The 23,753-nt window shown below is 72.8% G+C and carries 22 protein-coding genes and 1 pseudogene; 13 read left to right on the forward strand and 10 right to left on the reverse strand.

Features of this window, described 5'->3' with window-relative positions:
* Positions 1–322: 322 nt before the first annotated feature.
* Genes VE614_RS08430 through VE614_RS08445 form a run of 4 tightly spaced genes read right to left on the reverse strand, consistent with a single transcriptional unit; the run spans position 323 to position 4,498 of the window.
* Positions 323–1,351, reverse strand: a complete 1,029-nt coding sequence (locus tag VE614_RS08430; protein ID WP_324934260.1) for a LacI family DNA-binding transcriptional regulator — start codon at positions 1,349–1,351, stop codon at positions 323–325.
* On the reverse strand, positions 1,348–2,253 hold the full coding sequence (locus VE614_RS08435) for a carbohydrate ABC transporter permease (RefSeq protein ID WP_324934262.1): 906 nt from the start codon (positions 2,251–2,253) through the stop codon (positions 1,348–1,350). Before VE614_RS08435 ends, VE614_RS08430 begins: the two co-directional genes overlap by 4 nt.
* A complete protein-coding gene (locus VE614_RS08440; RefSeq protein WP_324934264.1) occupies positions 2,250–3,173 on the reverse strand; it encodes a sugar ABC transporter permease in 924 nt (307 codons plus the stop codon). Before VE614_RS08440 ends, VE614_RS08435 begins: the two co-directional genes overlap by 4 nt.
* Entirely contained in the window at positions 3,170–4,498 is a 1,329-nt protein-coding gene (locus VE614_RS08445) for an extracellular solute-binding protein (RefSeq protein WP_324934266.1), read from the reverse strand. Before VE614_RS08445 ends, VE614_RS08440 begins: the two co-directional genes overlap by 4 nt.
* A 183-nt stretch (positions 4,499–4,681) precedes the next feature.
* Between VE614_RS08445 and VE614_RS08450 the strand changes: the two genes are divergently transcribed.
* The 11 genes from VE614_RS08450 (at position 4,682) to aspA (ending at position 15,897) form a co-directional block, all read left to right on the forward strand.
* Complete coding sequence (locus tag VE614_RS08450) at positions 4,682–6,706, forward strand: beta-galactosidase (protein WP_324934268.1); 2,025 nt, start codon at positions 4,682–4,684, stop codon at positions 6,704–6,706.
* Positions 6,707–6,905: 199 nt separating this feature from the next.
* Entirely contained in the window at positions 6,906–8,465 is a 1,560-nt protein-coding gene (locus VE614_RS08455; protein WP_324934270.1) for an arabinogalactan endo-1,4-beta-galactosidase, read from the forward strand.
* Between the two features lie 229 nt (positions 8,466–8,694).
* Entirely contained in the window at positions 8,695–8,982 is a 288-nt protein-coding gene (locus VE614_RS08460) for an ArsR family transcriptional regulator (RefSeq protein ID WP_324934272.1), read from the forward strand.
* A 70-nt stretch (positions 8,983–9,052) separates the two neighbouring features.
* The gene (locus tag VE614_RS08465; protein ID WP_324934274.1) at positions 9,053–9,313 is read left to right on the forward strand and encodes a hypothetical protein; all 261 of its coding nucleotides are present in this window, start codon (positions 9,053–9,055) and stop codon (positions 9,311–9,313) included.
* Positions 9,314–9,476: 163 nt separating this feature from the next.
* Complete coding sequence (gene crcB, locus VE614_RS08470) at positions 9,477–9,938, forward strand: fluoride efflux transporter CrcB (protein WP_324934276.1); 462 nt, start codon at positions 9,477–9,479, stop codon at positions 9,936–9,938.
* Positions 9,935–10,282 (forward strand): DUF190 domain-containing protein, encoded by a 348-nt coding sequence (locus VE614_RS08475; protein WP_324934278.1) that lies wholly within the window; start codon positions 9,935–9,937, stop codon positions 10,280–10,282. The genes crcB (VE614_RS08470) and VE614_RS08475 overlap by 4 nt, the downstream gene beginning before the upstream one ends.
* The gene (gene crcB / locus VE614_RS08480; protein ID WP_324934280.1) at positions 10,279–10,653 is read left to right on the forward strand and encodes a fluoride efflux transporter CrcB; all 375 of its coding nucleotides are present in this window, start codon (positions 10,279–10,281) and stop codon (positions 10,651–10,653) included. The genes VE614_RS08475 and crcB (VE614_RS08480) overlap by 4 nt, the downstream gene beginning before the upstream one ends.
* A 388-nt stretch (positions 10,654–11,041) precedes the next feature.
* Positions 11,042–11,719, forward strand: a complete 678-nt coding sequence (locus VE614_RS08485; protein WP_324934363.1) for a FadR/GntR family transcriptional regulator — start codon at positions 11,042–11,044, stop codon at positions 11,717–11,719.
* Positions 11,716–13,152: an amino acid permease gene (locus VE614_RS08490; protein ID WP_324934282.1), complete on the forward strand. Its 1,437-nt coding sequence runs from the start codon at positions 11,716–11,718 to the stop codon at positions 13,150–13,152. The genes VE614_RS08485 and VE614_RS08490 overlap by 4 nt, the downstream gene beginning before the upstream one ends.
* Positions 13,153–13,196: 44 nt before the next feature.
* Positions 13,197–14,207, forward strand: a complete 1,011-nt coding sequence (locus tag VE614_RS08495) for an asparaginase (protein WP_324934284.1) — start codon at positions 13,197–13,199, stop codon at positions 14,205–14,207.
* A 280-nt stretch (positions 14,208–14,487) separates the two neighbouring features.
* Positions 14,488–15,897: an aspartate ammonia-lyase gene (aspA, locus tag VE614_RS08500; RefSeq protein ID WP_324934287.1), complete on the forward strand. Its 1,410-nt coding sequence runs from the start codon at positions 14,488–14,490 to the stop codon at positions 15,895–15,897.
* A 215-nt stretch (positions 15,898–16,112) separates the two neighbouring features.
* Here the strand turns inward: aspA and VE614_RS08505 are convergent, their stop codons facing one another.
* Together VE614_RS08505 and rho are read right to left on the reverse strand one after the other, a co-directional pair.
* Positions 16,113–17,291, reverse strand: coding sequence for a serine hydrolase (locus VE614_RS08505; protein ID WP_324934289.1), 1,179 nt, complete (start codon positions 17,289–17,291; stop codon positions 16,113–16,115).
* Positions 17,292–17,378: 87 nt separating this feature from the next.
* Positions 17,379–18,677 carry a transcription termination factor Rho gene (gene rho / locus VE614_RS08510; RefSeq protein ID WP_414719547.1) on the reverse strand — a complete coding sequence of 433 codons (1,299 nt, stop codon included), beginning with the start codon at positions 18,675–18,677 and terminating at the stop codon, positions 17,379–17,381.
* Positions 18,678–18,889: 212 nt separating this feature from the next.
* Here rho and VE614_RS08515 point away from each other — a divergent pair, with 212 nt between their 5' ends.
* The gene (locus tag VE614_RS08515) at positions 18,890–19,432 is read left to right on the forward strand and encodes a GNAT family N-acetyltransferase (RefSeq protein WP_324934293.1); all 543 of its coding nucleotides are present in this window, start codon (positions 18,890–18,892) and stop codon (positions 19,430–19,432) included.
* A 24-nt stretch (positions 19,433–19,456) separates the two neighbouring features.
* The gene (locus VE614_RS08520; protein ID WP_324934295.1) at positions 19,457–20,188 is read left to right on the forward strand and encodes a class I SAM-dependent methyltransferase; all 732 of its coding nucleotides are present in this window, start codon (positions 19,457–19,459) and stop codon (positions 20,186–20,188) included.
* Positions 20,189–20,204: 16 nt separating this feature from the next.
* On the opposite strand, the gene VE614_RS08525 is transcribed toward VE614_RS08520, so the two are convergent.
* The 4 genes and pseudogenes from VE614_RS08525 to VE614_RS08540 form a co-directional block, all read right to left on the reverse strand.
* Positions 20,205–20,975, reverse strand: a complete 771-nt coding sequence (locus VE614_RS08525) for a GntR family transcriptional regulator (protein WP_324934297.1) — start codon at positions 20,973–20,975, stop codon at positions 20,205–20,207.
* Between the two features lie 163 nt (positions 20,976–21,138).
* Positions 21,139–21,865 (reverse strand): annotated as a pseudogene (locus VE614_RS08530) (serine hydrolase); the annotation flags it as partial.
* Positions 21,866–22,040: 175 nt separating this feature from the next.
* Positions 22,041–23,009 carry an acetylxylan esterase gene (locus tag VE614_RS08535; RefSeq protein WP_324934299.1) on the reverse strand — a complete coding sequence of 323 codons (969 nt, stop codon included), beginning with the start codon at positions 23,007–23,009 and terminating at the stop codon, positions 22,041–22,043.
* A gap of 140 nt (positions 23,010–23,149) precedes the next feature.
* A complete protein-coding gene (locus VE614_RS08540; RefSeq protein WP_324934301.1) occupies positions 23,150–23,734 on the reverse strand; it encodes a DUF3592 domain-containing protein in 585 nt (194 codons plus the stop codon).
* Between the last annotated feature and the right edge of the window lie 19 nt (positions 23,735–23,753).

Here is a 23,753-nt window from a genome sequence, read left to right on the forward strand (position 1 = left end):
AGGCGGCCGAGGGCCCGCCGTCGGCGGCCCACGGTCGGAGCCGCCCTCGGGCCTTGGTCCTAGGGCGGAGAGGCGTCGAGGCCGCACGGGCTCAGCGACCGCCCGGCGCAACCGCCCCGCCCGTATCGACCTCGCCGACCGGCTGCCCGGGGCACGGGAGGTGCTGGAGTGCCGGCCCGGACGGCGGCGCGGCCGGGTGCCGTGGACGACGAACGCGCCGCCGGCTGGACCGCCGGGCAGCGCGCTCGGGCCGGCCGGGACCGGGTGTGCACGGCCGTGCCGGGGTTCGTCGTGACCGGCGCGGCGCCCGCCGCCGGACGGGTCAGGTCGACTCCCGCTTCACCAGCTCCGTCGGAAGGATCACCGCGGCCGGGTCCTCGCCCCCTATCTGGGCCAGCAGGACCCGCACCATCTCGGCGCTGATCCGGTCCCAGGGCTGCCGTATCGTCGTCAGCTCGGGGCTCGCGGCCACCGCGGCGGGGGAGTCGTCGAAGCCGCCGACCGCCACGTCCTGCGGCACCCGGCGCCCGGCGCGCTGGAGCGCGGTGAGCACGCCCTGCGCCATCAGGTCGGAGGCGACGAACACCGCGTCCACGTCGGGGGCCCGGGCGAGCAGCCGCTCGGCGCCCGCCTCGCCGCTGGCCCGGCTGTAGTCGCCGGAGACGATGAGAGCGTCGTCGACCGGCAGGCCCGCCTCGCCCAGCACCTCCTTGTAACCGGCCAGCCGCTCCACACCGCCGGGTGTGTCCAGCGGGCCGGTGACCACGCCGATCCGGCGCCGCCCGAGCGAGAGCAGATGGCGGACCATGTCCCGGGCGCCGTCCCGGTCGTCGGCGGCCACATAGCTCACCTTGCCCAGTCCGATCGGCTTGCCGCAGGCGACCAGCGGGACGCCCGCCTCGCGCAGCTCCTGTGCGACCGGGTCGCCGGAGTGGCTGGAGACCAGCAGCACCCCGTCGACGTGCCCGGCGGTGATGTACCGCGTGATGCGCCGCCGCTCGTCCTCCGTACCCGCGAGCATCAGCAGCAGCGGGATGTCGTGCGCGGCCAGCGCCTGGGTGCAGCCGCGCAGCAGGACGTTGAAGTTCGGATCCTCGAAGAACCGCTCCTGGGGCTCCGTCAGCAGGAAGCCGACGGAGTCCGAACGACCGGTGATCAGGGAGCGCGCGTGCCGGTTCACGACGTATCCCGTCCGGCGGATCGCGGCGTTGACCGCTTCCTGCGCGGCCGGGCTGACGTAGTGCCCGCCGTTGAGCACGCGCGAGACGGTGCCGCGCGAGACACCGGCCTCGCGCGCCACATCGTGAATCGTCGGCGGTTTGCGCCGACCCCCCGTATGGCTCATGGTCATGACTTTACGGCCCCGGACAGCAGATCCAGGCTCCAGAACCGCTGGATGACCAGGAACAGCGCCACCAGCGGGAGCACCGCGAGGAACGCGCCGGTGATCACCAGGGTGTACAGCGCGGGCGTGTTCGCGCCCTGCTCCAGCAGCGTGTGCAGGCCGAGCGTGATCGGGAACTTCTCGTCGTCGCTGAGCATGATGTACGGCAGCAGGAAGTTGTTCCAGATGGCCACGAACTGGAACAGGAAGACCGTCACCAGACCGGGCACCATCATCGGCAGCGCGATCCGGGTGAAGATCCGCCACTCGCTCGCGCCGTCCATCCGCCCGGCCTCCACCACGTCGGCCGGCACGGCGGCGGCCGCGTAGATCCGGGAGAGGTAGACGCCGTACGGCGAGAGGATCTGCGGCAGCAGCACGGACAGGTAGGAGTCCGTCAGGTCGGCCTCCGCCAGCAGCAGGTACTGCGGGATCGCCAGGATCACCGGCGGCATCAGCACACCTGCGAGCAGCACGTTGAACATCGTCTCGCGCCCGCGGAAGCGGTACGTCGCCAGCGCGTAGCCCGCGAAGGACGACACCGCCGTGGACAGCAGGGCGCCGAGGATCGCGTAGAGGGCGGAGTTGCCCATCCACTGCCAGTACACGCCGTCGCGGTAGGCGTTCAGGTCGGAGAGGTTCTCGGCGAAGCCGGTGCCCGGCAGGAAGGTGAACGTGGAGAACAGCTCGCTGCCGGACTTGGTGGAGGCGATCACCACCCACGCCACCGGCAGCAGGCAGTACAGCGCGCCGAGCAGCAGCGTCACGGTGGGGATCAGGGCGATCCGGCGGCGCAGCGGCGGACCCTGGGCGGTGCCGGGGGTGGTGCCCGCGGCGGGCTCGGTCTTGCGGATGGCCAGCGTGCTCATCGTGCCGCCTCCTGTTCCCGACGACGGTTCGCGGCCCGCAGGAAGCCGAAGGACAGCAGCAGCGTGGCCAGGGCGATGATCGTGGCCTGGGCGGCCGCCGCGTAGATGTCACCCTTGCCGAAGGCGTCCTGGTACACCTTCATCAGCGGACTCCACGTCGTGGACACGGAGTTGGTGAGGGGCTTGAGGGTGGTCGGCTCGCTGAACACCTGGAGCGTCGCGATGATCGAGAAGAAGAAGGTCAGCACCAGCGAGGGCGCCACCATCGGGATCTTGATCCGCAGCGCGGTCTGCAGCGGGGTGGCGCCGTCCAGCTTCGCCGCCTCGTAGACCTCGGCCGGGATGGACCGCAGCGAGGTGTAGATGACGATCATGTTGAAGCCGGTGCCGCCCCAGACCGCGATGTTCGAGAGGGCGAGGTAGAGCGGACCGCCGTCCAGCAGGTCGGGCTGCGGCAGGCCGAGCTTGTCGAGGACGAAGTAGAACGGGCTGACGTCCGGCAGGTACAGGAAGCCCCACAGCAGCGCCGCGACCACACCGGGGACGGCGTACGGCAGGAAGATCGCGAGCCGGGTGAAGGGGGCGAGCCGCACCTTCTCGGAGTCGAGCATCAGCGCGAACAGCAGCGCGAGGCCCAGCATGACGGGGACGACGATGCAGCCGTAGCCGAGGACGCGCAGCGCGCCGTCGAGCAGTTCGCTGTCGGTGAGGGCGGCGGTGTAGTTCTCCAGGCCCGCCCACACCTCGCGGCGGGCGCCGGAACCGAGGCCCAGGCCCGAGACCTTCACCTTGCGGAAGCTGAGCCAGACCGCGTAGCCGATGGGCAGCGCGAAGAACAGGGCGAACAGGATCGTCGCGGGGAGGAGGAAGCCGTACGGGGCTCCCTTGACCCCGTACGACCTCCGGCGTGCGGTCGTCACTCGGAAACCTCGAAGCCCTGCTTCTTCATGTCGGCGACGGTGGCCTCCTGCATGGTGTCCAGGGCGGCCGTGAAGTCCGACTTGTTCTTGGCGGCGGCGCCGAAGGCGTCCTTGAAGGCGGTGTAGGCGACGTTCACGTTCGGGCCCCAGGCGGACGGCGCGGTGGTCTGCGCGATCTCGGCGGCCTTGGTGTAGAAGTCGGCCTGGTTCGAGAAGTACTCCGGTGACTCGGTGAAGGCGCCGCTGAGCTGAGCCGCCGTGGAGGCCGGGTAGATGCCGCTCTCCTTGGCCAGCGCGTTCAGCGCCGCGCCGTCGGTGTTCAGCCAGGCGGCGAACTTGGCGGCGGCCTCCTTGTTCCTGGAGTCGGTGGTGACGGCGGTGGAGGAGCCGCCCCAGCTGCCGGTGACGTTCTCGTCGGCGGACCACTGGGGGAGCGGGGCCATGGCCCACTTGCCCTTGGTGTCGGGCGCGGCGGTGGTCAGCGTGCCCGGGGCCCACACGGCGCTGACCCAGGCGATCTGCTTGCCGGTGTTGAGCGCCTTGTTCCAGGCCGGGGTGTACATCGGCTGGTTGTCGATGGCGCCCTCCTCGACGAGGTCACCCCAGAACGTGGCGACCTTCCGGGTCGCCGGGTCGTTGATGCCGACCTTCCACTGCTCGCCCCGAGTGGTCCACCACTTCGCTCCGGCCTGCTGGGCGAGGCCCGCGAAGAGGCCGGAGTCGTTGGCGGAGAAGGTGGTGAGGTCCTTGTCCGGGGCCTTCTTCTTCAGCGCCCGGGCGGTCTCGGCGAACTGGTCCCAGGTGGTCGGGACCTTCAGGCCGTACTGCTCGAACAGGTCCTCGCGGTAGTAGAACATCATCGGGCCGATGTCCTGCGGGACCGCGTAGACCGCGTCCGTGCCCAGCGTGGTCTGCTGCCAGACGCCCTCGGCGAACTTCTCCTTCACCCCGCCGACCTCGTCCGATATGTCGGCGAGCGCGTCATTGCTGACCAGGGTGGGCAGCGCCTGGTACTCGGCCTGCACCAGGTCGGGCGCCTGGCCCGCCTTGTGCGCGGTGAGGATCTTGGTGACCAGCGTGTCCCCGGAGGCCTGCTTCTTCACCGTGACGGTGATCCGGTCCTTCTTGCCCGGGCCCTTGTTCCACAGGTCGACGACCTTGTCCATGCCGGGCGTCCAGGTCCAGTACGTGAGCGAGACCGGCCCCGCCCCGGCCTCGCCGTCGCCGTCCTCGGAGCCGCACGCGGCGAGGGCGGTGGTGCCGAGGGTGAGGGCAACGGCGGTCGCCGCGCCTCTGAAAAGCCGCCGGCGCTTCGTGATCGGCATGGATATCTCCCCTGACCTGGGGCCCTCGCCCGTCGCGAGGACCTGCCATGCTTCTGTGAGCGTTCACAGTAGAGAAACATCCCGGACACTTGTCAATGGTTGTTGCTGTGCGGTTATGTTGGGCCTGTACCGCCACCGTTGTGTGTGCACGTTCCCAAATGATCGATTACTCGGGAGACATCCATGCCGGAGACCACCCCCAGGGGCCTCACCAGGCTCGCCTTCGGTGGGGACTACAACCCCGAGCAGTGGCCGGAAAGCGTCTGGCAGGAGGATGTCCGGCTGATGCGGGAGGCCGGCGTCTCCATGGTGAGTGTCGGGATCTTCTCCTGGGCGCTGCTGGAGCCCGCGCCCGGGGAGTACGACTTCGGCTGGCTGGACCGGCTCCTGGACCTGCTGCACGAGCACGGCGTCCGCGTCGACCTCGGCACCCCCACCGTGGTGCCCCCGGTCTGGTTCTACCGCGAGCACCCCGAGGCGCTCCCGGTGACCGCCGACGGCACCCGCTACGAGTTCGGCTCCCGGGGTGCCATCTGCCACAGCAACGCCGACTACCGGGCCGCCGCCGCGCACATCACCACCAAGCTGGCCGAGCGCTACGGCGACCACCCCGCCCTCGCGATGTGGCACGTCCACAACGAGTACGGGGTCCCGGTCTCCGCCTGTTACTGCGACTCCTGCGCCGCCCACTTCCGCCGCTGGCTGGCGGACACCTACGGCACGGTCGAGGCGGTCAACGAGGCCTGGGGCACCGCCTTCTGGGGCCAGCACTACACCGATCTGGAGCAGATCAACCCGCCGCGCGTGACCCCCACCGTCGGCAATCCGGCACAGGCCCTGGACTACAAGCGGTTCGCCGACGCCACCATCCGCGAGAACTTCGTGGCGGAGCGGGACATCCTGCACCGCCTCTCGCCCGGCGTCCCGGTGACCACCAACTTCATGACCGCGCTCAGCCAGTGCGACTCCCTCGACTACTGGGCCTGGGGCCGCGAGGTCGACCTCGTCACCAATGACCACTACCTCATCACCGACGGCCGCCGCACCCACGTCAACCTCGCCATGGCCGCCGACCTCACCCGCTCGGTGGCCGGCGGCGCCCCCTGGCTGCTCCTGGAGCACTCCACCTCGGGGGTGAACTGGCAGGCCCGCAACCCCGCCAAGGCCCCCGGCCAGATGGCCCGCAACTCCCTCGCCCATGTGGCGCGCGGCTCCGAGGGCGCCATGTTCTTCCAGTGGCGGCAGTCCCGGCGCGGCGCCGAGAAGTTCCATTCGGCGATGGTCCCGCACGGCGGCACCGACACCCGCGTCTGGCGCGAGGTCGTCGGACTCGGCGCGTCACTGGACGCGTTGGAGGAGATCCGCGGCACCCGCACCCGCGCCGACGTGGCCGTGCTCTGGGACTGGCACTCCTGGTGGGCGCAGAACCTCGACTGGCGGCCCAGTGAGGACCACGACGCCCGCGAGCGCGCCGACAGCTTCTACGAGGCGCTCTACGACCGCCACCTCACCGTCGACTTCGCCCACCCGGAGGCCGACCTGTCGGCCTACCCGCTGGTCGTGGTGCCCGCGCTGTATCTGATGACCGAGGCCGCGGGGCGCAATCTGAAGGGTTACGTCGAGAACGGCGGCACCCTGCTGGTCTCGTACTTCTCCGGCATCGTCGACGAGCACGACGCCGTCCACGAGGGCGCCTACCCCGGCGCGCTGCGCGATGTCCTCGGCCTGACCGTCGAGGAGTTCTCCCCGCTGCTGAAGGGCGAGACGGTCCGCATCACCGGCCCCGGCGGCGTCCCCGAGCTGGGCGCCGACGTGTGGACGGAGTTCGTGGTGCCGCGCGGCGCCGAGACCGTGTGGACCTACGCCGACGGCCTCACCGCCGGCCGCCCCGCCGTCACCCGGCACCGCCTCGGGGAGGGCACCGCCTGGTACGTCTCCACCCGCCTCGCCACCGAGGGCCTGGACGCGGTGCTCGCCCGGGCCGCCGAGGACGCGGGTCTCGCCCCGCGCACCGAACTGCCACGCGACGTCGAAGTAGTGCTGCGCGCCGGCGAGTCGGGCACCTATCTGTTCGCCCTCAACCACACCGGCACCGACGCCAAGGTGCCGCTGGACGCGCCCGGCACCGAGCTGCTGACGGGTGAACGCGCCGCGGGCGGCGTCGAGATCCCCGCGGGAGCCGTACGGGTCGTCCGGCTCGACGGCTGAACCCGGCCTCCAGGACCGACCCGGCCCCCAGGCCTGGCCCGGCCCCGGGCCAACCCGGCCCCAGGACCGACCGACTCCCCTCCGCCCGCGCGAGCCCTACGAGCCGCGGGCGGAGGGGCCGCCTCCAGCATCCCCGGGCAGCTGCCCGAGACAGCGGAGGTTCCCCATCCCCGTTACGTCGAAGGGACGACGGACAACGATGTTCCATCCCAGACGCACCCTCAGAGCCCTGCTGCTGCCGCTCACCGCGGGGCTCGCCCTCACCGCCCTCCCGGCGCAGACCGCGGAGGCGGCGAGCACCCTCACCAACGGCGGATTCGAGTCCGGCGGCGCCGGCACGGGCACACCCGCCGGCTGGTCCGAGTACGGCTCGACAGGCGCCTCCTTCACCGAGGCCGGGGGCCACGGCGGGAGCTACCGGCTGAGCCACTGGGCGTCCACCGCGTACAAGGTGGAGACGTACCAGTACCTCTCCGGCCTCACCAACGGCACGTACAAGCTGACCGCCTGGGTCCGCTCCGGCGGCGGCCAGAACGCGGCGTACATAGCCCTGAAGAACTGCGGCGGCGCCGAACAGCGCACCGACCTCCCGGTCTCCGCGAGCGGCTGGATCCGGATCGTCGTGCCGGTCGACGTGACCACCAACCAGTGCACGATCAGCGTCAACAGCGACGCCAACGCGGGCAACTGGATCAACGTCGACGACCTGACGTTCACCTCGGGCACGTCCGGCACCACGATCCACGGCGCCGACGTGTCCTCCCTGCCCAAGAGCGAGGCCAAGGGCGGCGCGTACCGGACGAGTTCGGGCTCCACCGCCGACCCGCTCGCCGTCATGAAGTCCGCGGGCATGAACTATGCCCGGCTGAAGGTCTGGGTGAATCCCGCCGACGGCTACAACAACAAGACCCGCGTACTCGCCATGGCCAAGCGGATCAAGGCGCAGGGCATGAAGCTGCTCGTCGACTTCCACTACTCGGACACCTGGGCCGACCCGGGCGCCCAGTCCAAGCCGGCCGCGTGGGCGGGCCACTCCTACAGCCAGCTGAAGACGGACGTGTACCACCACACGTACGACGTGCTGAGCGCGCTGAAGGCCCAGGGCACCACCGCCGACATGGTCCAGGTCGGCAACGAGATCAACGGCGGCATGCTCTGGAGCGAGGGCTCCACCAGCAACTGGCCGCAGCTGGCCGGACTGCTCAACTCCGGCTACGACGCGGTCAAGGCGGTCAGCTCGTCCACCCCTGTCGCTCTGCACCTCGCGAAGGGCGGCGACCTGACCGGCACCCGCTGGTGGTTCGACTCGGCACTGGCCAACGGCGTGAAGTTCGACGCCATCGGCCTGTCGTACTACGGCTACTGGCACGGCTCGCTGTACGACTTCCAGACCACCCTGGACGACGCGGCCGCCCGCTACGGCAAGCCGGTCTTCGTCGCCGAGACGGCCTACCCCTTCCGGCTCGACAGCGAGGACGCGCACGAGAACATCATCGACCTCCCCGGCGAGCTGGTCTCCGGCTACCCGGCCACCACCGCCGGGCAGACCAGGTGGATGAACGACATCGCGAGCATCGTGGAGGCCGTACCGAACGGCCGTGGCCTCGGCGTCTTCTACTGGGAGGCCACCTGGACGGCCGTGACCGGCAACGGCTGGGACCCCACCGACCCGTCCTCCGGGAACGGCTGGGAGAACCAGGCCCTGTTCGGCTACGACGACCGGGCGCTCCCGGCGATGGCGTGGTTCAGCCACCGCTGACCCGCACGGCCGGCGTGCACTGAATCGGTTCGGCCACCGCCGCCCCACGGTCCCGAGGGCCCGGCCGCGTGAGTGCGCACCTCCGCGGCCGGGCCCTCGCGCGTTGCCCCGCACCGGGGTCGAAGGCCGTCCGATGCCGGACAGGACGGCGACACGTCCGGGAAGCGATGTCTCACACCCCGCCACGCAGGGAAAACGGACCAGTGAGGGGCCCGACCGAGGGGGACACATGCTGAGGACTCCCGCCCACGACACCCGGCTGCGCATCCTGGAATGGCTCAAGGACCCGGCCGCCCACTTCCCGCCGCGCCACGGCACCGACCTCCTCGCGGACGGCGTCCCGGGCGACGCGGTGGCCGCCAAACTGGGTCTCCCCGGCCCGGTCACCGACACCCATCTCGCCCTCCTCACCGCCCTCGGCCTGCTCCGCTCCCGCCGGATCGACGGCCGGGTCCACTACCGGCGCGACGAGGTGCGCGTCGCGGAGGTGGCGCGGATGTTCGAAAAGGGCTGGTAGCGGCCGCGGGCGACGCGGCGTCGCCCGCGCGGACGGGGCACGGCCGCCGAGGTGGCGCTCCAGCCGGCCGGTGATCCTGGACACGGACGGCCGGGCCCTGCCCGGTGCCGGGGGCGGCCGCGTCCCGCCCCTCGGCCTGCCGCACCGCGCCGCACCCGCCGAACACCGCGCCGCGCGGATCGCCGTACGTGCGCGAGCGCGCACCACCTCACCCGCCGCCGTTCCGGCTTCCGCGTGGGCGACCAGCGTCTGCCGCACCGGGGAGGTGCCGGTGCCGGGCAGCGTCCGGGAACGAGGTGTCGCCGTCTGCGCGGCACGGGCCCCGACGTGACCGGGTACCGGCCCGGAGTTACGCTGTTGGCCGGCCGCTATCACCTCGCGGCGCGGCGGTGGGGCCCGCCGTCATCGAACCGCGGCGGCCAGGCCGCCAACGGTCCCTACTTGCGAGGGCGGCGCCCGCATGCCGGGTCCAGGCGAGTAGGAGAAGCACGGCCATGACAGTCCCGGACACCGACGACGCCGCAACGCGCGCCCCCGTACGGCGGCGCTCCGCCCGGCGCGCCCAGGCGCCGGTCGTCGCCGTGATCGCGCTCGGCGGCGGCATCGGCGCCACCGCCCGTTACGCGGCCTCCCTGGGGTGGCCCGCCGCCCCGGACGGCTTCCCCTGGGCGACCTTCTGGGTCAACGTCGTCGGCTGCGCGGTGATCGGGGTCTTCCTGGTGGCCGTCACCGAGGGCCGCCCCGCCCACCCGCTGCTCCGCCCGTTCTTCGGCACCGGGGTGCTCGGCGGGTTCACCACCTTCTCGACATACGCCGTCGACATCCAGCGGCTGGTCGAGGCCGGCCGCCCCGGCACGGCGGCCGCCTACCTCGCAGCGACGCTGTGCGCGGCCCTCGCCGCCGTCTGGCTGGCCGCCACCGGGACCCGACGGCTTCTGCTCCGGAGGCAGCGATGACCCGACCGACCGGCCGCGCCCTGCGGCTGACCGTTCTCGTCGGCGAGAGCGACACCTGGCACCACCGGCCCCGGTACACGGAGATCGTGCACCGGGCGCACGTGGCGGGCCTCGCCGGCGCCAGCGTCTTCCGCGGCGTCGAGGGCTTCGGCGCCTCCTCCGTGGTGCACACCTCCCGGCTGCTGTCGCTCAGCGAGGACCTGCCCGTCGCCGTCGTGATCGTGGACACCGAGGATCGCGTACGGGCCTTCCTGCCGGAGCTGGACGAGCTGGTCGGCGACGGGCTGGTGACCCTCGACGCGTGCGAGATCGTGCGGCCCACCCCTCGCAGGGAGACACCGTGAACTGGCTGCTGGTCGTCGTCGGCGGCATGATCGGCGCCCCGCTGCGCTATCTCACCGACCGCGCGGTGCAGTCCCGCCGCGACTCCGTCTTCCCCTGGGGCACCTTCGCCGTCAACGTCACCGGCTGCCTGGCCCTCGGCCTGCTGACCGGTGCGACCGCCGCCGGAGCCGCCGACTCCGCCCTCCGGCTGTTCCTCGGCACCGGCCTGTGCGGCGCCCTGACCACGTACTCGACCTTCTCCTACGAGACCCTGCGGCTCGCCGAGTCCGGGGCCCGGCTGCCCGCCGCGGCCAACGCGGTGGGCAGCGTGGCGGCCGGACTCGGGGCCGCGTTCGGGGGGTTCGCGCTGGCCGAGGCGCTGTGCGCGTGAACGGACGCCCACCACGACGGGGTGAGCCCACCACAACAGGGTGAGCCCACCACAACAGGGAGAAGCGCTGCACGACAGGGAGAAGCGCTGCACGACGCGACACCGGACGCGAGTGCCCCCACACTCACGGCGGCGGGACCGGCTGCCCGGTGGCGCGGCTGACCGAACCGGCGGCTGCCGTGGCACGGCTGGCGGTCGACCTGCCGGGGCGTGGCCGGCGGAACCGGGCGTACCGCCGCGGCGTCGAAAAGTATTCTTCCACGGAACACCCGGCATGAATTTCTTCTTTCCCTCACCTTGACAGCGCGCCGAGGTCCCCGCAGGATCGTCCTCCGTGAACCTGTCAGACAGCCAGACAGCCGGGCGTGGCCCGCGGCGCGTCAGCGCCATGGAAGCGGTGCTCGGCCACCTTCGCGGCGCCATCGAGCGCGGCGAGTACGCGATCGGTGACAAGCTGCCCTCCGAGGCCGAGCTGTGCCGGACCCTCGAGGTCTCCCGGCCCGTGCTGCGCGAGGCGCTGCGGGCTCTCCAGGCACTCGGGCTGACCGTGGCCAAGACCGGCAAGGGCACCTTCGTGGTCGCCCACAGCGTCGAGGACCCCACCTTCGGCGACTACGCGGCCAGCGACCTGCTGGAGGTGCGCCGCCACGTCGAGATCCCGGTCGCCGGGTACGCGGCCCTGCGCCGCACCCCCGAGAACCTCGACCACCTGGCCCATCTCCTCGACCGCATGGAACGGGAGACCGACACCACGGCGTGGGTGGCGATGGACACCCTCTTCCACCTGGCCGTGGCCGAGGCCGCCCAGAACCCGGTGTTCCGCCGGGTGATCGAGGAGATCCGGGACGCCCTCGCCCGCCAGTCCGCGTTCCTGAACGAGCTGGGCGGCAGGCGCGAGCAGTCCAACCGGGAGCACCGGGCGATCGTCGAGGCGCTGATCGACGGTTCGGAGCACGACGCGGTCGAGGCGATGTCGCACCACCTCGACCGAGTGGAGACCACCCTGACCGACATCGTGCGCCCCACGCGCACGGACACCCCCACGGAAGGCGGACCCGCGGCGTGAGCGAGCAGTCCCTGCGCAAGGACGTGCAGAAACGTTCCGGCCATGTCGACGCCGGAGACGAGGGCTACAGCAAGTCTCTCAAGTCCCGGCACGTCAACATGATCGCCATCGGCGGAGCCATCGGCACCGGCCTCTTCCTCGGCGCCGGCGGCCGCCTCGCCGACGCGGGCCCCTCCCTCTTCATCGCCTACGCCGTCTGCGGCGTCTTCGCCTTCCTCGTCGTACGCGCCCTCGGCGAACTCGTGCTCTACCGCCCCTCCTCCGGCGCCTTCGTCTCGTACGCCCGCGAGTTCATGGGTGAGAAGGGCGCCTACACCGCGGGCTGGATGTACTTCCTCAACTGGGCCACCACCGGCATCGCCGACATCACCGCGGTCGCCACCTACACCCACTACTGGGGCATGTTCTCCGACATCCCCCAGTGGGCGCTGGCGCTCATCGCGCTCGCCGTCGTGCTCACGGTGAATCTGATCTCGGTGAAGATCTTCGGCGAACTGGAGTTCTGGTTCGCCATCGTCAAGGTCGGCGCGCTCGTCGTCTTCCTCTGCATCGGCATCTTCCTGCTGGTCACCCAGCACCCCGTCGACGGCCGCACCCCCGGCCCGTCGCTGATCACCGACAACGGCGGCGTCTTCCCCAACGGCCTGCTGCCCATGCTGCTGATCATCCAGGGCGTCGTCTTCGCCTACGCCTCCGTCGAACTGGTCGGCGTCGCCGCGGGCGAGACCGAGAACCCCGAGAAGATCATGCCGAAGGCGATCAACTCGATCATGTGGCGCGTGGGCCTGTTCTACGTCGGCTCGGTCGTGCTCCTCTCGATGCTGCTGCCCTGGTCGTCGTACAAGGCGGGGGAGAGCCCCTTCGTCACCGTGCTCTCCAACATCGGCATCCCCGCCGCCGGCGGCATCATGAACCTCGTCGTGCTCACCGCGGCGATGTCCTCCCTCAACTCCGGCCTCTACTCCACCGGCCGCATCCTGCGCTCCATGGCCGTGCACGGCTCCGCCCCGCAGTTCACCGGCGCCATGAGCCGCAGCCAGGTCCCCTACGGCGGCATCCTCCTCACCAGCGGCGTCTGCGTGCTCGGCGTCGGCCTCAACTTCGTCGTCCCCGCCGAGGCGTTCGAGATCGTGCTGAACTTCGCCGCGCTCGGCATCCTCGCCACCTGGGGCATGATCATGGTCTGCCACCTGCTGTTCTGGCGGAAGACCCGGAACGGCGAACTCGACCGCCCCGGCTACCGGCTGCCGGGCTCCCCCTGGACCGAGATCGTGACGCTGGCGTTCCTCGCCTCCGTCCTGGTCCTCATGTACGCCGACGGCGGCGCCGGACGCACCACCGTGCTGTGCCTGCCGCTGATCGTCGCCGCCCTGGTCGCCGGCTGGTACGCCATCCGCGGCCGCATCGGAAACCCGACCAAGGCCGACGTGTGAACCACGCCCCGGCCGACGCCCACCCACCGAAGAACCAGGCAGTGATGTACAGCAGTTCCGTTGCGGACGCACCCCAGGTCCGTGAGCCCCTCCACGCCCCAGTCGCCCACCTCGTCCGCGGGGGGATGGTGGAGGGCATCCACTACGGCTCCGTAGTCGTCCTCGGCACCGACGGAGGCGTCGCCTTCCAGCTCGGCGACATCGAGGCGGCCTTCTATCCCCGTTCCGCCATCAAGCCGGTCCAGGCCGTCGCCATGGTCCGGGCAGGTCTGCCGCTCGACGGCGAACTGCTCTCACTCACCGCCGCCAGCCACTCCGGCGAGGAACGTCACCTCGCCGGCACCCGCCGCATCCTGGAACTGGCCGGGCTCACCGAGGACGATCTGCGCAACACGCCCGACATGCCGTTCGACCCGACGGTCCGGGACACCTGGGTGCGCGAGGGCCGGCTCCCGTCCCGGCTCGCCCAGAACTGCTCCGGCAAGCACGCGGCCATGCTCTACACCTGCACGCTCAACGGCTGGTCGCTGGACGACTACCTCGACCCGGCTCACCCCCTCCAGCAGGCGATCGCCGAGACAGTGGAGGACCTGACCGGCCAGCAGATCGCCGCGGTGACGGTCGACGGCTGCGGCGCACCGCTCTTCGCCCTGTCCCTGCACGGCCTCGCCCGCGCCGCCGCCCGCCTCACCACCGCCGCCCCCGGCACGCCCGAGGCGCGCGTCGCCGACGCCGTGCGCGACCACGCCGAGCTGGCCTCCGGCTCCGGCCGTGACGTGGCCGCCCTGATGCGGGCCGTCCCCGGCCTGCTCGCCAAGGACGGCTTCGAGGGCGTCCAGGTCGCGGCGCTGCCCGACGGCCGCGCGATCGCCGTCAAGATCGCCGACGGGGCGAACCGCGCCCGCATCCCCGTAGCCGCCGCGGCCCTCGCCCGCGCCGGCGTCGACCCCACCCGCCTCACCGAGTTCGCCGGCGAACCCCTGCTCGGCGGCGGCACCCCCGTAGGCGAGATCCGCCCGGCCCGGGCCCTGGACCCCTTGGCCCACGCGGCCTGACCCACCCAGGACGAGGCGGGACGGCCGGCAGCTGCGCACGGCGAGCAGGGGACGCTGCGGGGGGTGTCCGCCCCCAGCGGCCGGCGGCAACCCAGGGCGACATGACGTCCCACCGAGCCGCCGGACCGAGGACGGACACCCCCGCCGCGGCCCCGACCTTCCACCCGCCCCCGGCGCAACGCACGCCACAGCACACCCGCGCAGGCCGCCGCAGGCAGCCCACCGGCCACGGCCACCCCCACCTCACCTCACCCCACCCTCTGAAAGAGGCCCCGCACCCATGACCGCCGCCACCCGCAGCGAACACGACCTCCTCGGCGACCGCGACGTCCCCGCCGACGCCTACTGGGGCGTCCACACCCTGCGCGCGACCGAGAACTTCGCCATCACCGGCACCCCGATCTCCGCCTATCCCCATCTGATCACCGCCCTGGCCGCGGTGAAGGAGGCCGCCGCTCGCGCCAACGAGGAGCTGGGTCTGCTGGACCCGAAGAAGGCGGCCGCGATCGTCACGGCCTGCCGCGAGATCCGGGCCGGAGAGCTGCACGACCAGTTCGTGGTGGACGTGGTGCAGGGGGGCGCCGGCACGTCGACCAACATGAACGCCAACGAGGTCGTGGCCAACCGGGCGCTGGAGCTGCTGGGCCACGAGAAGGGCCAGTACGCGTACCTGCACCCCAACGAGGACGTGAACCTCGGCCAGTCCACCAACGACGTGTACCCGACCGCCGTCAAGATCGCGACGGTGTTCGCGGTACGCGGCCTGCTCAAGGCGATGTCGGTGCTTCAGGACGCGTTCGCCCGCAAGGCGGTGGAGTTCCGCGACGTACTGAAGATGGGCCGCACCCAGCTCCAGGACGCCGTACCGATGACGCTCGGCCAGGAGTTCTCGGCGTACGCCGTCATGCTCGACGAGGACCGCAGCCGCCTGGCCGAGGCGGTCGAGCTGATCCACGAGATCAACCTGGGGGCCACCGCCATCGGCACCGGCCTCAACGCGCCGAGGGGCTACGCCGAGGCGGCCCGCCGCCACCTCTCCGACATCACCGGCCTCCCCCTGGTCACCGCCGCCAACCTGGTCGAGGCCACCCAGGACTGCGGCGCCTTCGTCCAGATGTCCGGCGTGCTCAAGCGGATCGCCGTCAAGCTCTCCAAGAGCTGCAACGACCTGCGCCTGCTCTCCTCCGGCCCGCGCGCGGGCCTCGGCGAGATCAACCTCCCCCCGGTGCAGGCCGGTTCGTCCATCATGCCGGGCAAGGTCAACCCGGTGATCCCGGAGGTCGTCAACCAGGTCGCCTTCGAGGTGATCGGCAACGACGTCACCATCACCATGGCGGCGGAGGCCGGCCAGCTCCAGCTGAACGCCTTCGAACCGATCATCCTGCACTCCCTCTCGGAGAGCATCACCCACCTGCGCAACGCCTGCGTCACCCTCGCCGAGCGCTGCGTGGCAGGCATCACCGCCAACACCGAGGTGCTGCGCGCGAGCGTGGAGAACAGCATCGGCCTGGTCACCGCCCTGAACCCGCACATCGGGTACACGGCCGCCACCGACATCGCCAAGGAGGCCCTGGCCACCGGCCGGGGCGTGGCCGAACTGGTCCTGGAGAAGGGACTGCTGCCGCAGGAGAGGCTGACCGCGCTGCTGCGGCCGGAGGTGGTCGCGGGCAACGGCTCACTCACCGTCTGACCTGCGCCTTCCCTGGCGAACACCCGGCCTTCCACCGGGTTCTGGAGCACACCCCCGGCCGCGGGCCGGCCCGTCGGCCACGTCCCGGCGCGCGCGGCTCGCGAGACCTGGGTGCGCCATCTCGTACGGCCACAGCCGTCGTTCGCGGTGCTGGACCGCGCCGGACGGGCGCGTGCCTGACCCGCCCTCGGGCTGCCGCCCCGGCTGCCGGCCGGTCATCCCCGCACCGTACGGGCCCGGACGGCCCGGGACCGCAACGCCAGCGTGACCGCCCCGGCGCCCAGCCCCGCGGCGGCCGCGATCGCCGCCGTCTCCGCCCAGCCGGGCCCGGGATCGGGGGCGGCGACGGCCACGGCGGCCGGTACCGGGTCGGGGCCCGGCCGCGGCCGGGCCCGCAGGGCGTCCAGCGACCCCACCGGTTCGACCCGGCCGGCCGCGCCGAACCCCCAGTCGAGCAGCGAGCGGGCCTCCTCGTAGACGGCGAACCCGCCGCCCTCGCGCGGATTCATCACCGTCACCACGAGGGTCCGCCCGCCCTTGCGGGCCGCTGCGACGAGGGTGTGGCCCGCGCGGCTGGTGTAGCCGTTCTTGACGCCGATCAGCCCCCGGTACCGCTCGACGCCGTCGGCGCCGGTCAGCAGCCGGTTGGTGTTCCGGATCGGGTACACCCATCCGCCGCGCCCCGGAAAGCCGGCCTCGACCGTGCCGCAGTACCGCGCGAACTCCGCGCTGCGCAGCCCGGCCCGCCCGAACACCGCCAGGTCGTACGCCGAGGACACCTGGCCCGGCGCGTCGTACCCGTCGGGTGACACCACCCGCGTGTCGAGCGCGCCCAGCGAGCGCGCCTTCGCCTGCATCCGCTGGGCGGTGGCCCGCCAGCCCCCGTTGAGCGCGGCGAGCACCCGTACGGCGTCGTTGCCGGAGCTGAGGAAGACGCCGCGCCACAGATCGGTGACCCGGTAGGTGCGGCCCTCGGCTACGCCGACCAGGCTGCTGCCCGACCCGATGCCCTTGAGTTCCCTCGGTTCGACCCGGTGCCGGATGCCGCCGGGCAGCGTCGGCAGCACGGTGAGCGCGAACAGGGTCTTCAGAGTGCTCGCCGGCGGCAGTTTGCGGTGTGCGTCGTGCGCGGCCAGCACGTCGCCGGTGCGGGCGTCGGCGACCAGCCAGGACCGGGCGGAGACGTCCGGGAGCTTCGGGGCCCCGGCGCGCGGGCGGACGTGGGTTCCGGGCCGGTACAGCAGCGACGGCCGGGGGGCCGCCGCCGGTCCGACCGGCGCGCCGGGGTCGGTGCCGGAGCGGGCGGCCACCGCGGCCGGCGCCACGGCGAGGACGCCCACCAGGCAGAAACCGCAGGTCGACACCGTCACCCGAGATGAGAATCCGATCGTCATACAAGCAACCTAGGAACGCCCCCGGCGTGGGCCGCGCTGCCCGGGCCGTTGTCCGGAGCGCGTGCACCCGGATGCCACACGCGGTCGTCACCCGGCCGGGAGGGTCGGCTGGACGCGCCGCAGGAACGTCGCGTTGTCCGGGGTCTCGCGCATCCGCCGCAGCAGCGTCTCCAGGTCGGCCGCCGCGTCCCGGGACCGCAGCGCCCGGCGCAGACCGCGGACGGCGGCCGATTCGGCCGGTGTCAGGAGCAGTTCCTCACGGCGGGTGCCGGAGGCGGTGATGTCGACGGCCGGGAAGAGCCGGCGCGAGGCAAGCTCGCGGCTGAGGCGCAACTCCATGTTGCCGGTGCTCTTGAGTTCCTCGAAGAAGTACTCGTCGGCCCGGGAGCCGGTCTCCACCAGCGCCGTCGCGAGGATGGTGAGCGAGCCGCCCTCCTCGGTCTGCCGCGCGGCTCCGAAGAACCGCTTGGGGCCGAGCACGGCCGCCGCGTCGACACCGCCGCTGAGCGTGCGCCCGCCCGAGGAGGCCGCGTTGTTGTACGCCCGGCACAGCCGGGTCAGCGAGTCGAGCAGGATCACCACGTCCTGGCCCTGTTCGACGAGCCGCTTGGCCCGCTCCACGACCAGTTCGGCCAGCGCGATGTGCTGACGGGGCGCCTGGTCGAACGTCGAGGCGTACACCTCGCCCCGCACCGAGCGGCGCATGTCGGTGACTTCCTCGGGGCGTTCGTCGAGCAGGACGACCATCAGCCGGCACTCGGGGTGGTTCCCGGCGATCGCGGCGGCGGTCTGCTGGAGCAGGACGGTCTTTCCGGACTTGGGCGGGGCCACGATGAGCCCGCGCTGCCCCTTGCCGAGCGGCGCCATCAGATCGGCGAGCCGTCCGGTGAGCCCGGCCGCCGGATGCTCCAGACGCAGCCGCCGGTGCGGGTGCAGCGGGATGAGCTCCCGGAAGTGGGGCCGGCCGCGCAGCGCGCCGGGCGCCCGGCCGCCGACGCGTTCGACGCCGGTCAGCGTGCGCCGCGCGTCGCTCACGCCGTCGACGAGGTCGCCCTTGCGCAGTCCGTGCCGGCGGATCAGCGCGGCCGGTACCTGCGGGTCGGCGGGCGAGGGCAGACAGTGCTCGGCGCGCAGACGGCCCTTCCCGTCCGGGTCGACGTCGAGGACGCCGGTGACGGCTCGCGCGGCCGGGGACCGCTGCTGGAGGAGAGGGTGTTCGAGAGTGGTGGTCATGAGGTCGGTCCTTTCGAGGACGCGGGCGGAGGTCATGCGGAAGGGGAGGGGGAGAAGCCGCGGAGGAGACGGGCGCACAGCGCACCCGCGGGCGGCGGGAACACCTCGGCGTACGGATCGACAGCCGTACGGCGACGAGGTGAGAGAAGAGATGAGAGAGAAGAACCGGTACCGGCGCCCAAGACAGGGCGTGACACATGTACCGATCGCACTGTAGCACCTACTGCGCGTGCCGTACGAGAGAACGCACCGACGCGCTCCCTCATTCCCGCCGTGGCCCTTCCGCCCCGGGTGACTGCACGCAGCCCGCCCCGCCCGCCCGCCCGGCGGGATGGCCGTGCCGTGGACGCGGTACACATCGGACCATGGACACTCCGCTGACCACCGGCCGGCTGGTCATCCGTGACTGGACCGTCGACGACGCCGACGCCGCCCTCCACATCTACGGCTCGCCGGACGTCGCCCACTGGCTGACCCCCGCGATGGAGCGCGTCCGGGACGCCGCCGCCATGCGCTGTCTGCTCCAGGCCTGGCGGGAGAGCCAGCCCAACCTGGTGCCGCCCCGGGGGCGCTGGGCGGTGCAGCGCCGGGACGACGGCACGGTCGTCGGCGGACTCGGTATCCGGCTGCTGCCGCCCTACGAGGACGATCTGGAGGTCAGCTGGCAACTGGCGCCCGAGGCCTGGGGCCAGGGGTACGCCGTCGAGGCCGCCCGAGCGCTGATCGGCTGGGCTTTCGACCACGACGCCGACGAGCTGTTCGCGGTCGCCCGGCCCGCCAACAAGCGGGCCGTCGCCACCGCGGAACGCCTCGGCATGCAGTGGGTCGGCGAGACGACCAAGTACTACGGCCTGCGCCTTCAGGTCTACCGGATCCGCCCCGGCGACCTGTCCGGCCTGTCCGGGTGAAGCCGCCGCCGTAAGCTGGGGGTGATGTTCGGTCCTGAAGGCCCCAGCCTGCGCGAACTCGCCGTCCAGGCGCTGTCGTCGGTCGAGCGCGGCTACGACCTGCTCGCGCCGAAATTCGACCACACCCCGTTCCGCACGCCGGACTCCGTCCTGGACGCGGTGGCCGCGGCACTGGCCCCGATCGGCCCCTTCGGGACGGGGCTCGACCTGTGCTGCGGCACCGGCGCGGGCGTCGGCGTGCTGGCCCGGATGTGCGCGCAGAGCGTCACCGGGGTGGATCTCAGCGCGGGCATGCTGGCGGTGGCCCGGCGGCGGGTCCTCCCTCCGCGGGGCGGGCCGCGCCTCTCCTGGGTCCACGCGGACGCCCGCGCGCTGCCCTTCGGTCCCGCCTTCGACCTCGTGGTCAGCTTCGGGGCGTTCGGGCACTTCCTGCCGGAGGAGCTGCCCGGCCTGTTCGCGCAGGTCCACGGTGTGCTGCGGCCGGGCGGCCGGTTCGCCTTCCCGGTCGTCGCCCCGCCCGGGCCCGGTTCACGGGCCTACTGGACGCTGCTGGGCTTCGACGCCGTGATGCGGGTGCGCAACGCCGTCCGGCGGCCGCCGTTCGTGATGTACTACCGGACCTTCGGGCTCGGCCGGGTGCGGCGGGAGCTGGAGCGGGCCGGTTTCGCCGTGGAGCTGTACGCCCTGCCGGAGTTCGGGTACCGGCGGGACGGGAGCCCACGGGTCCGGACGGTGGCGGCCCGGCGGCTCCCGTAGCGCGCGGCGGCGCCGGTCAGACCGCCGCCGGGAGGGTGAACTCGTAGACGAGCGCGTCCTGCTGGGCGTCCAGGAGGAGGTCGGTGATCTCCAGCGGCCGGGCGTACTGGTCCTGCACGAGCCGGGTCACCCGGACCGACGGCGTGTCCGGGAGGCGGGTGATGGTGTCCCGGTGGTGCAGCGTCAGGCCGGACCGGCGCATCCAGTCGTAGGCGCGCCGCAGCTGTGCGGAGGAGGTCCCGTCGGCGCGGTCGCGGTAGCGGCCCAGCTCCTCTACCTCGGTGAGCGCCACCGCCGAGAAGGACGTCACCGCGGTGCGCCGGCCCCGGCCGTCGGCGCCTGCCGACTCGTAGCGGTGCACCAGGGTGGGCCGGTACGGGGCCAGCCCCAGGGCCTCGGCGTGCGCGGGCGGCGGGGTCTCCCAGGCGACGGTGGCCCGGTCGACGGCGCGCGGGTCGGCCGGGCGGCGGGCGCCGACCGGGAAGGCGAGCGAGGTCGGGTGCTCGACCGGGGGGCCGGGCAGGGTCGCGTGGCTGCCCCGCCGGTCGGTGGCGACCAGGCCGTCGCGGCGCAGGACGTCGAGCGCCTGCCGTACGGTCTCCCGGCTGACCCGGAAGTATTCGGCCAACTGCCGCTCTCCCGGTAGCCGTTCGCCGGGCGGGATGGTGCCGTCGCGCAGCTCGCCCAGCAACTTGGTGGCGATCCGCCAGTAAAGGGGCTGGTCGTCGGACCGGTGGGCGGGCCGGCCGGCGGTCTGCGGGTGGTTGTGCGGGGTGGTGCGGGCCATGCCGCGCCCTCCTGTTGGTGACGTGCCGTAGCCGCATGGGCTCATTGCGCCACCACATCTAGCATTGGTCTAAACCAGCAGGGAAGGGCGGCCCGGCGGTTCGGCCGAAACCGGACCGCGCGGTCCGCCCTTCGGGGGGCGCCGGACCGCCCCTCGGGCGGCGTCACCTGGCGCTGTACGGAGCCTCCACCGGGGCCATCTTCCGCGGGTCGTCCGCGATGCGCGGGCCCATGCGGTTCATCACATGACCCGGCGATACCCCCGCCCCCGGGCCGCGAGACCGCAGGAGCCGCCGAAGCCGTCATGGCCGAAGGTGCGCGGGTTCGGCCCGTACGAGCCGTTCGCGCCGCTCAGCCACAGCCGAGCCCGGCCTCGGTGTCCCGGTCGGACCCGGCGCCGAGCACCAGGTCCCAGGCGCCCTGCCCTTCGCGTACACGCTCGGCCGCGGCGGCGGACAGCAGGCGCCGCCCGCCGGGGCTGCCCCGCCCCGCCAGCACCCCGTACAGGCCGCGACCGCCCGGGCGGTGCCGTGGCCGTTGACCGCGGGTATCTCGGCGGCCCGCCACTCGGGCGTGTTGCCCTCCCGCGCGCCCACCACCGGGTTGGTCAGCGCCGCCAGCACGGCGGGCGCCGACCGGCCGAGGACCGGCGCCCGTTCGCCGCGCGGCGCGGTCGGCGCGCGCACCAGCCGGGCGGTGCGGTCGGCGCGCGCACCAGCCGGGCGGTGCGCCCTGCCTCCCGCTCCGGCGGGCCGATGGTGAAGTCGGTGCCGAGCGGCCCGGTCACCTCCCGCTCCAGGAAGGCGCGCGGCCGCAGCCCGGAGACCCGGCACACCACCTCGCCGACGAGTGGCCGTAGGTCAGCGCGTGGTAGCCGGACCGGGGCCGTGGACCGCGGACCCGTGCTAGGACATGCACCCTCCGTCGTCCGTCGTCCGTCGTCCGTCGGAACGCCCGGCGCGCGCCGAGTCGCCGCCGAATGTACCGACCGGTCGGACCGGAGGGGAGGAGGTGTCCTGGACAGCGGCCCGGCAGGAGGTGTCCGGGGCGGGAGGCGTCCGGGAGATCAGGCGTACGACCGCAGCCAGCCGATCCTGGCCCGCTCCTGGTACGGCCCGCCGCCCTCGTGGTCGTTGAAGTCGTACACCTCGATCGCCTTGTCCTCGTGCGCCCAGGCGTTGAACGCCGCGAAGACCGTCGAGGGCGGGCAGGTCTGGTCCTCCAGTGCCGCCGAGAACAGCGCCGGCGCCCGGCCGCGGGCGGCGAAGTGCACGCCGTCGAAGTAGGACAGGGTGTGCAGGGCGTCCTCGGTGCGGCCGCGGTGCGTCTTGAGGTAGAGGCCGATCTCCCGGTACGGGTGGCGGTCCGTCATGGTGGTCGCGCGCGGGAAGTCGCACAGGAACGGCACGTCCGGCGCGACCGCCGCCAGATCCGGCAGCAGCCCGCCCATCGCGATGGCGATGCCGCCGCCCTGACTGCCGCCGAGGACGACGGTGCGGGAGGCGTCGGTCAGCGGGTGCGAGCGGGCGGCCTCGACGGCCCGCACGGCGTCCGTGAAGACCCGGCGGTAGTAGTAGTTCTCCGGCGCGTCGATGCCGCGGGTCATGAACCCGGGGTAGGCGGGGACGCCGCCCACCGGGTCGGCGGTGCCGCCCCCGCCGCCCCAGGCGCTGCCCTGGCCGCGGGTGTCCATCACGAAGTGCGCGCGGCCGGTGGAGGCCCACAGCAGATGCTCGTGCGGCAGACCGCGCCCGCCGCCGTAGCCGACGAACTCCACCACCAGGGGCAGCGGCTCCTCGGCCGCGGCGGGCAGGACCAGCCAGCCCTTCACCGGGTGGCCGCCGAATCCGGCGAACGTCACGTCGTACACCCGCACCGTGGCCAGGCCCGTCTCGACGGGCTCGAACCGGGCGTCCAGGTCGTGCTCGCGCGCCTCCTGGAGGGTCTTGGACCAGAAGGCGTCGAAGTCCCCGGGCTCGGTGGAGTCGCTGCGGTACTCGCGCAGTTCGTCGAGCGGGAGGTCGAACAGGGCCATGGAGGACCGCCTTCGCTGGAGAGGGCCGTTGACCATCACACCGTAGGGTCACGTCACGTTCGCTCGCCAGACCCGGCCCACGCCTCGGACACTGTCCGACAGGTCGAACATGACGTTGACTTCGCTGGTCACGGGGTTTCTCAGGCCCGCCGCCGGGTCCACTGCGGCTCGGTGCGCGCCCACTCCCGGTCCCACTCGGCGAGCCGGCGCCGGAGCGCGGCCCGGCGGACCAGCGTGTGACCGAGCAGCACCGTCCCGGCCGTGACGCCCGCCGCGCAGCCGCCCATGGCGAGGGAGTGCTGCCAGATCACGCTGTCGTCCGGCGGTGCCGGCACCGTGCGGCCCCGGCCGTCGAACCACACGTCGACCCGCTCGCCCCGCTCGGTGCCCGCGGGGACCCGGGCTACGGCCGTCCGTACCCCGGCCCCGGGGTCGGTCCAGCGCACGGTCGCCCGGTACGCGTACGCACGGCCGCCCTGCAGCGCGGACATCGAGTCGGGGCCGTGGTCGACCACCTCGGCCCGCACCCGGTGCCGTTCCGCGCGCTGCTCGGCCGCCGTCGCCCGGGCGTCCTGATGTGCCCACCAGGCCGCGCCCGCTCCCGCCAAGGGTGCGCCCACCACGAGCAGGACGGCGACGACCAGCACCGTCCACGCCTCCACGACGTCCGACCGGCGCCGCAGCGGATTGCGCCGCCAGCGCCAGCCGAGCACCCGGGTCCGCATCTGCCGCCTCCTCGCCGCC

Origin of the sequence: Streptomyces sp., assembly GCF_035645055.1 — a bacterium.
Taxonomy (GTDB): domain Bacteria; phylum Actinomycetota; class Actinomycetes; order Streptomycetales; family Streptomycetaceae; genus Streptomyces.

Excerpts from the sequence above, each read along its gene's own strand:
- aspA (WP_324934287.1), top strand. The coding sequence starts at position 14,488 with ATGACCGCCGCCACCCGCAGCGAACACGACCTCCTCGGCGACCGCGAC.
- VE614_RS08485 (WP_324934363.1), top strand. The coding sequence starts at position 11,042 with ATGGAAGCGGTGCTCGGCCACCTTCGCGGCGCCATCGAGCGCGGCGAG.
- VE614_RS08450 (WP_324934268.1), top strand. The coding sequence starts at position 4,682 with ATGCCGGAGACCACCCCCAGGGGCCTCACCAGGCTCGCCTTCGGTGGG.
- VE614_RS08475 (WP_324934278.1), top strand. The coding sequence starts at position 9,935 with ATGACCCGACCGACCGGCCGCGCCCTGCGGCTGACCGTTCTCGTCGGC.
- VE614_RS08505 (WP_324934289.1), bottom strand. The coding sequence starts at position 17,291 with ATGACGATCGGATTCTCATCTCGGGTGACGGTGTCGACCTGCGGTTTC.
- crcB (WP_324934276.1), top strand. The coding sequence starts at position 9,477 with ATGACAGTCCCGGACACCGACGACGCCGCAACGCGCGCCCCCGTACGG.
- VE614_RS08520 (WP_324934295.1), top strand. The coding sequence starts at position 19,457 with ATGTTCGGTCCTGAAGGCCCCAGCCTGCGCGAACTCGCCGTCCAGGCG.
- VE614_RS08525 (WP_324934297.1), bottom strand. The coding sequence starts at position 20,975 with ATGGCCCGCACCACCCCGCACAACCACCCGCAGACCGCCGGCCGGCCC.
- VE614_RS08540 (WP_324934301.1), bottom strand. The coding sequence starts at position 23,734 with ATGCGGACCCGGGTGCTCGGCTGGCGCTGGCGGCGCAATCCGCTGCGG.
- VE614_RS08430 (WP_324934260.1), bottom strand. The coding sequence starts at position 1,351 with ATGACCATGAGCCATACGGGGGGTCGGCGCAAACCGCCGACGATTCAC.
- VE614_RS08445 (WP_324934266.1), bottom strand. The coding sequence starts at position 4,498 with ATGCCGATCACGAAGCGCCGGCGGCTTTTCAGAGGCGCGGCGACCGCC.
- VE614_RS08460 (WP_324934272.1), top strand. The coding sequence starts at position 8,695 with ATGCTGAGGACTCCCGCCCACGACACCCGGCTGCGCATCCTGGAATGG.
- VE614_RS08435 (WP_324934262.1), bottom strand. The coding sequence starts at position 2,253 with ATGAGCACGCTGGCCATCCGCAAGACCGAGCCCGCCGCGGGCACCACC.
- VE614_RS08535 (WP_324934299.1), bottom strand. The coding sequence starts at position 23,009 with ATGGCCCTGTTCGACCTCCCGCTCGACGAACTGCGCGAGTACCGCAGC.
- VE614_RS08515 (WP_324934293.1), top strand. The coding sequence starts at position 18,890 with ATGGACACTCCGCTGACCACCGGCCGGCTGGTCATCCGTGACTGGACC.
- VE614_RS08495 (WP_324934284.1), top strand. The coding sequence starts at position 13,197 with ATGTACAGCAGTTCCGTTGCGGACGCACCCCAGGTCCGTGAGCCCCTC.
- VE614_RS08455 (WP_324934270.1), top strand. The coding sequence starts at position 6,906 with ATGTTCCATCCCAGACGCACCCTCAGAGCCCTGCTGCTGCCGCTCACC.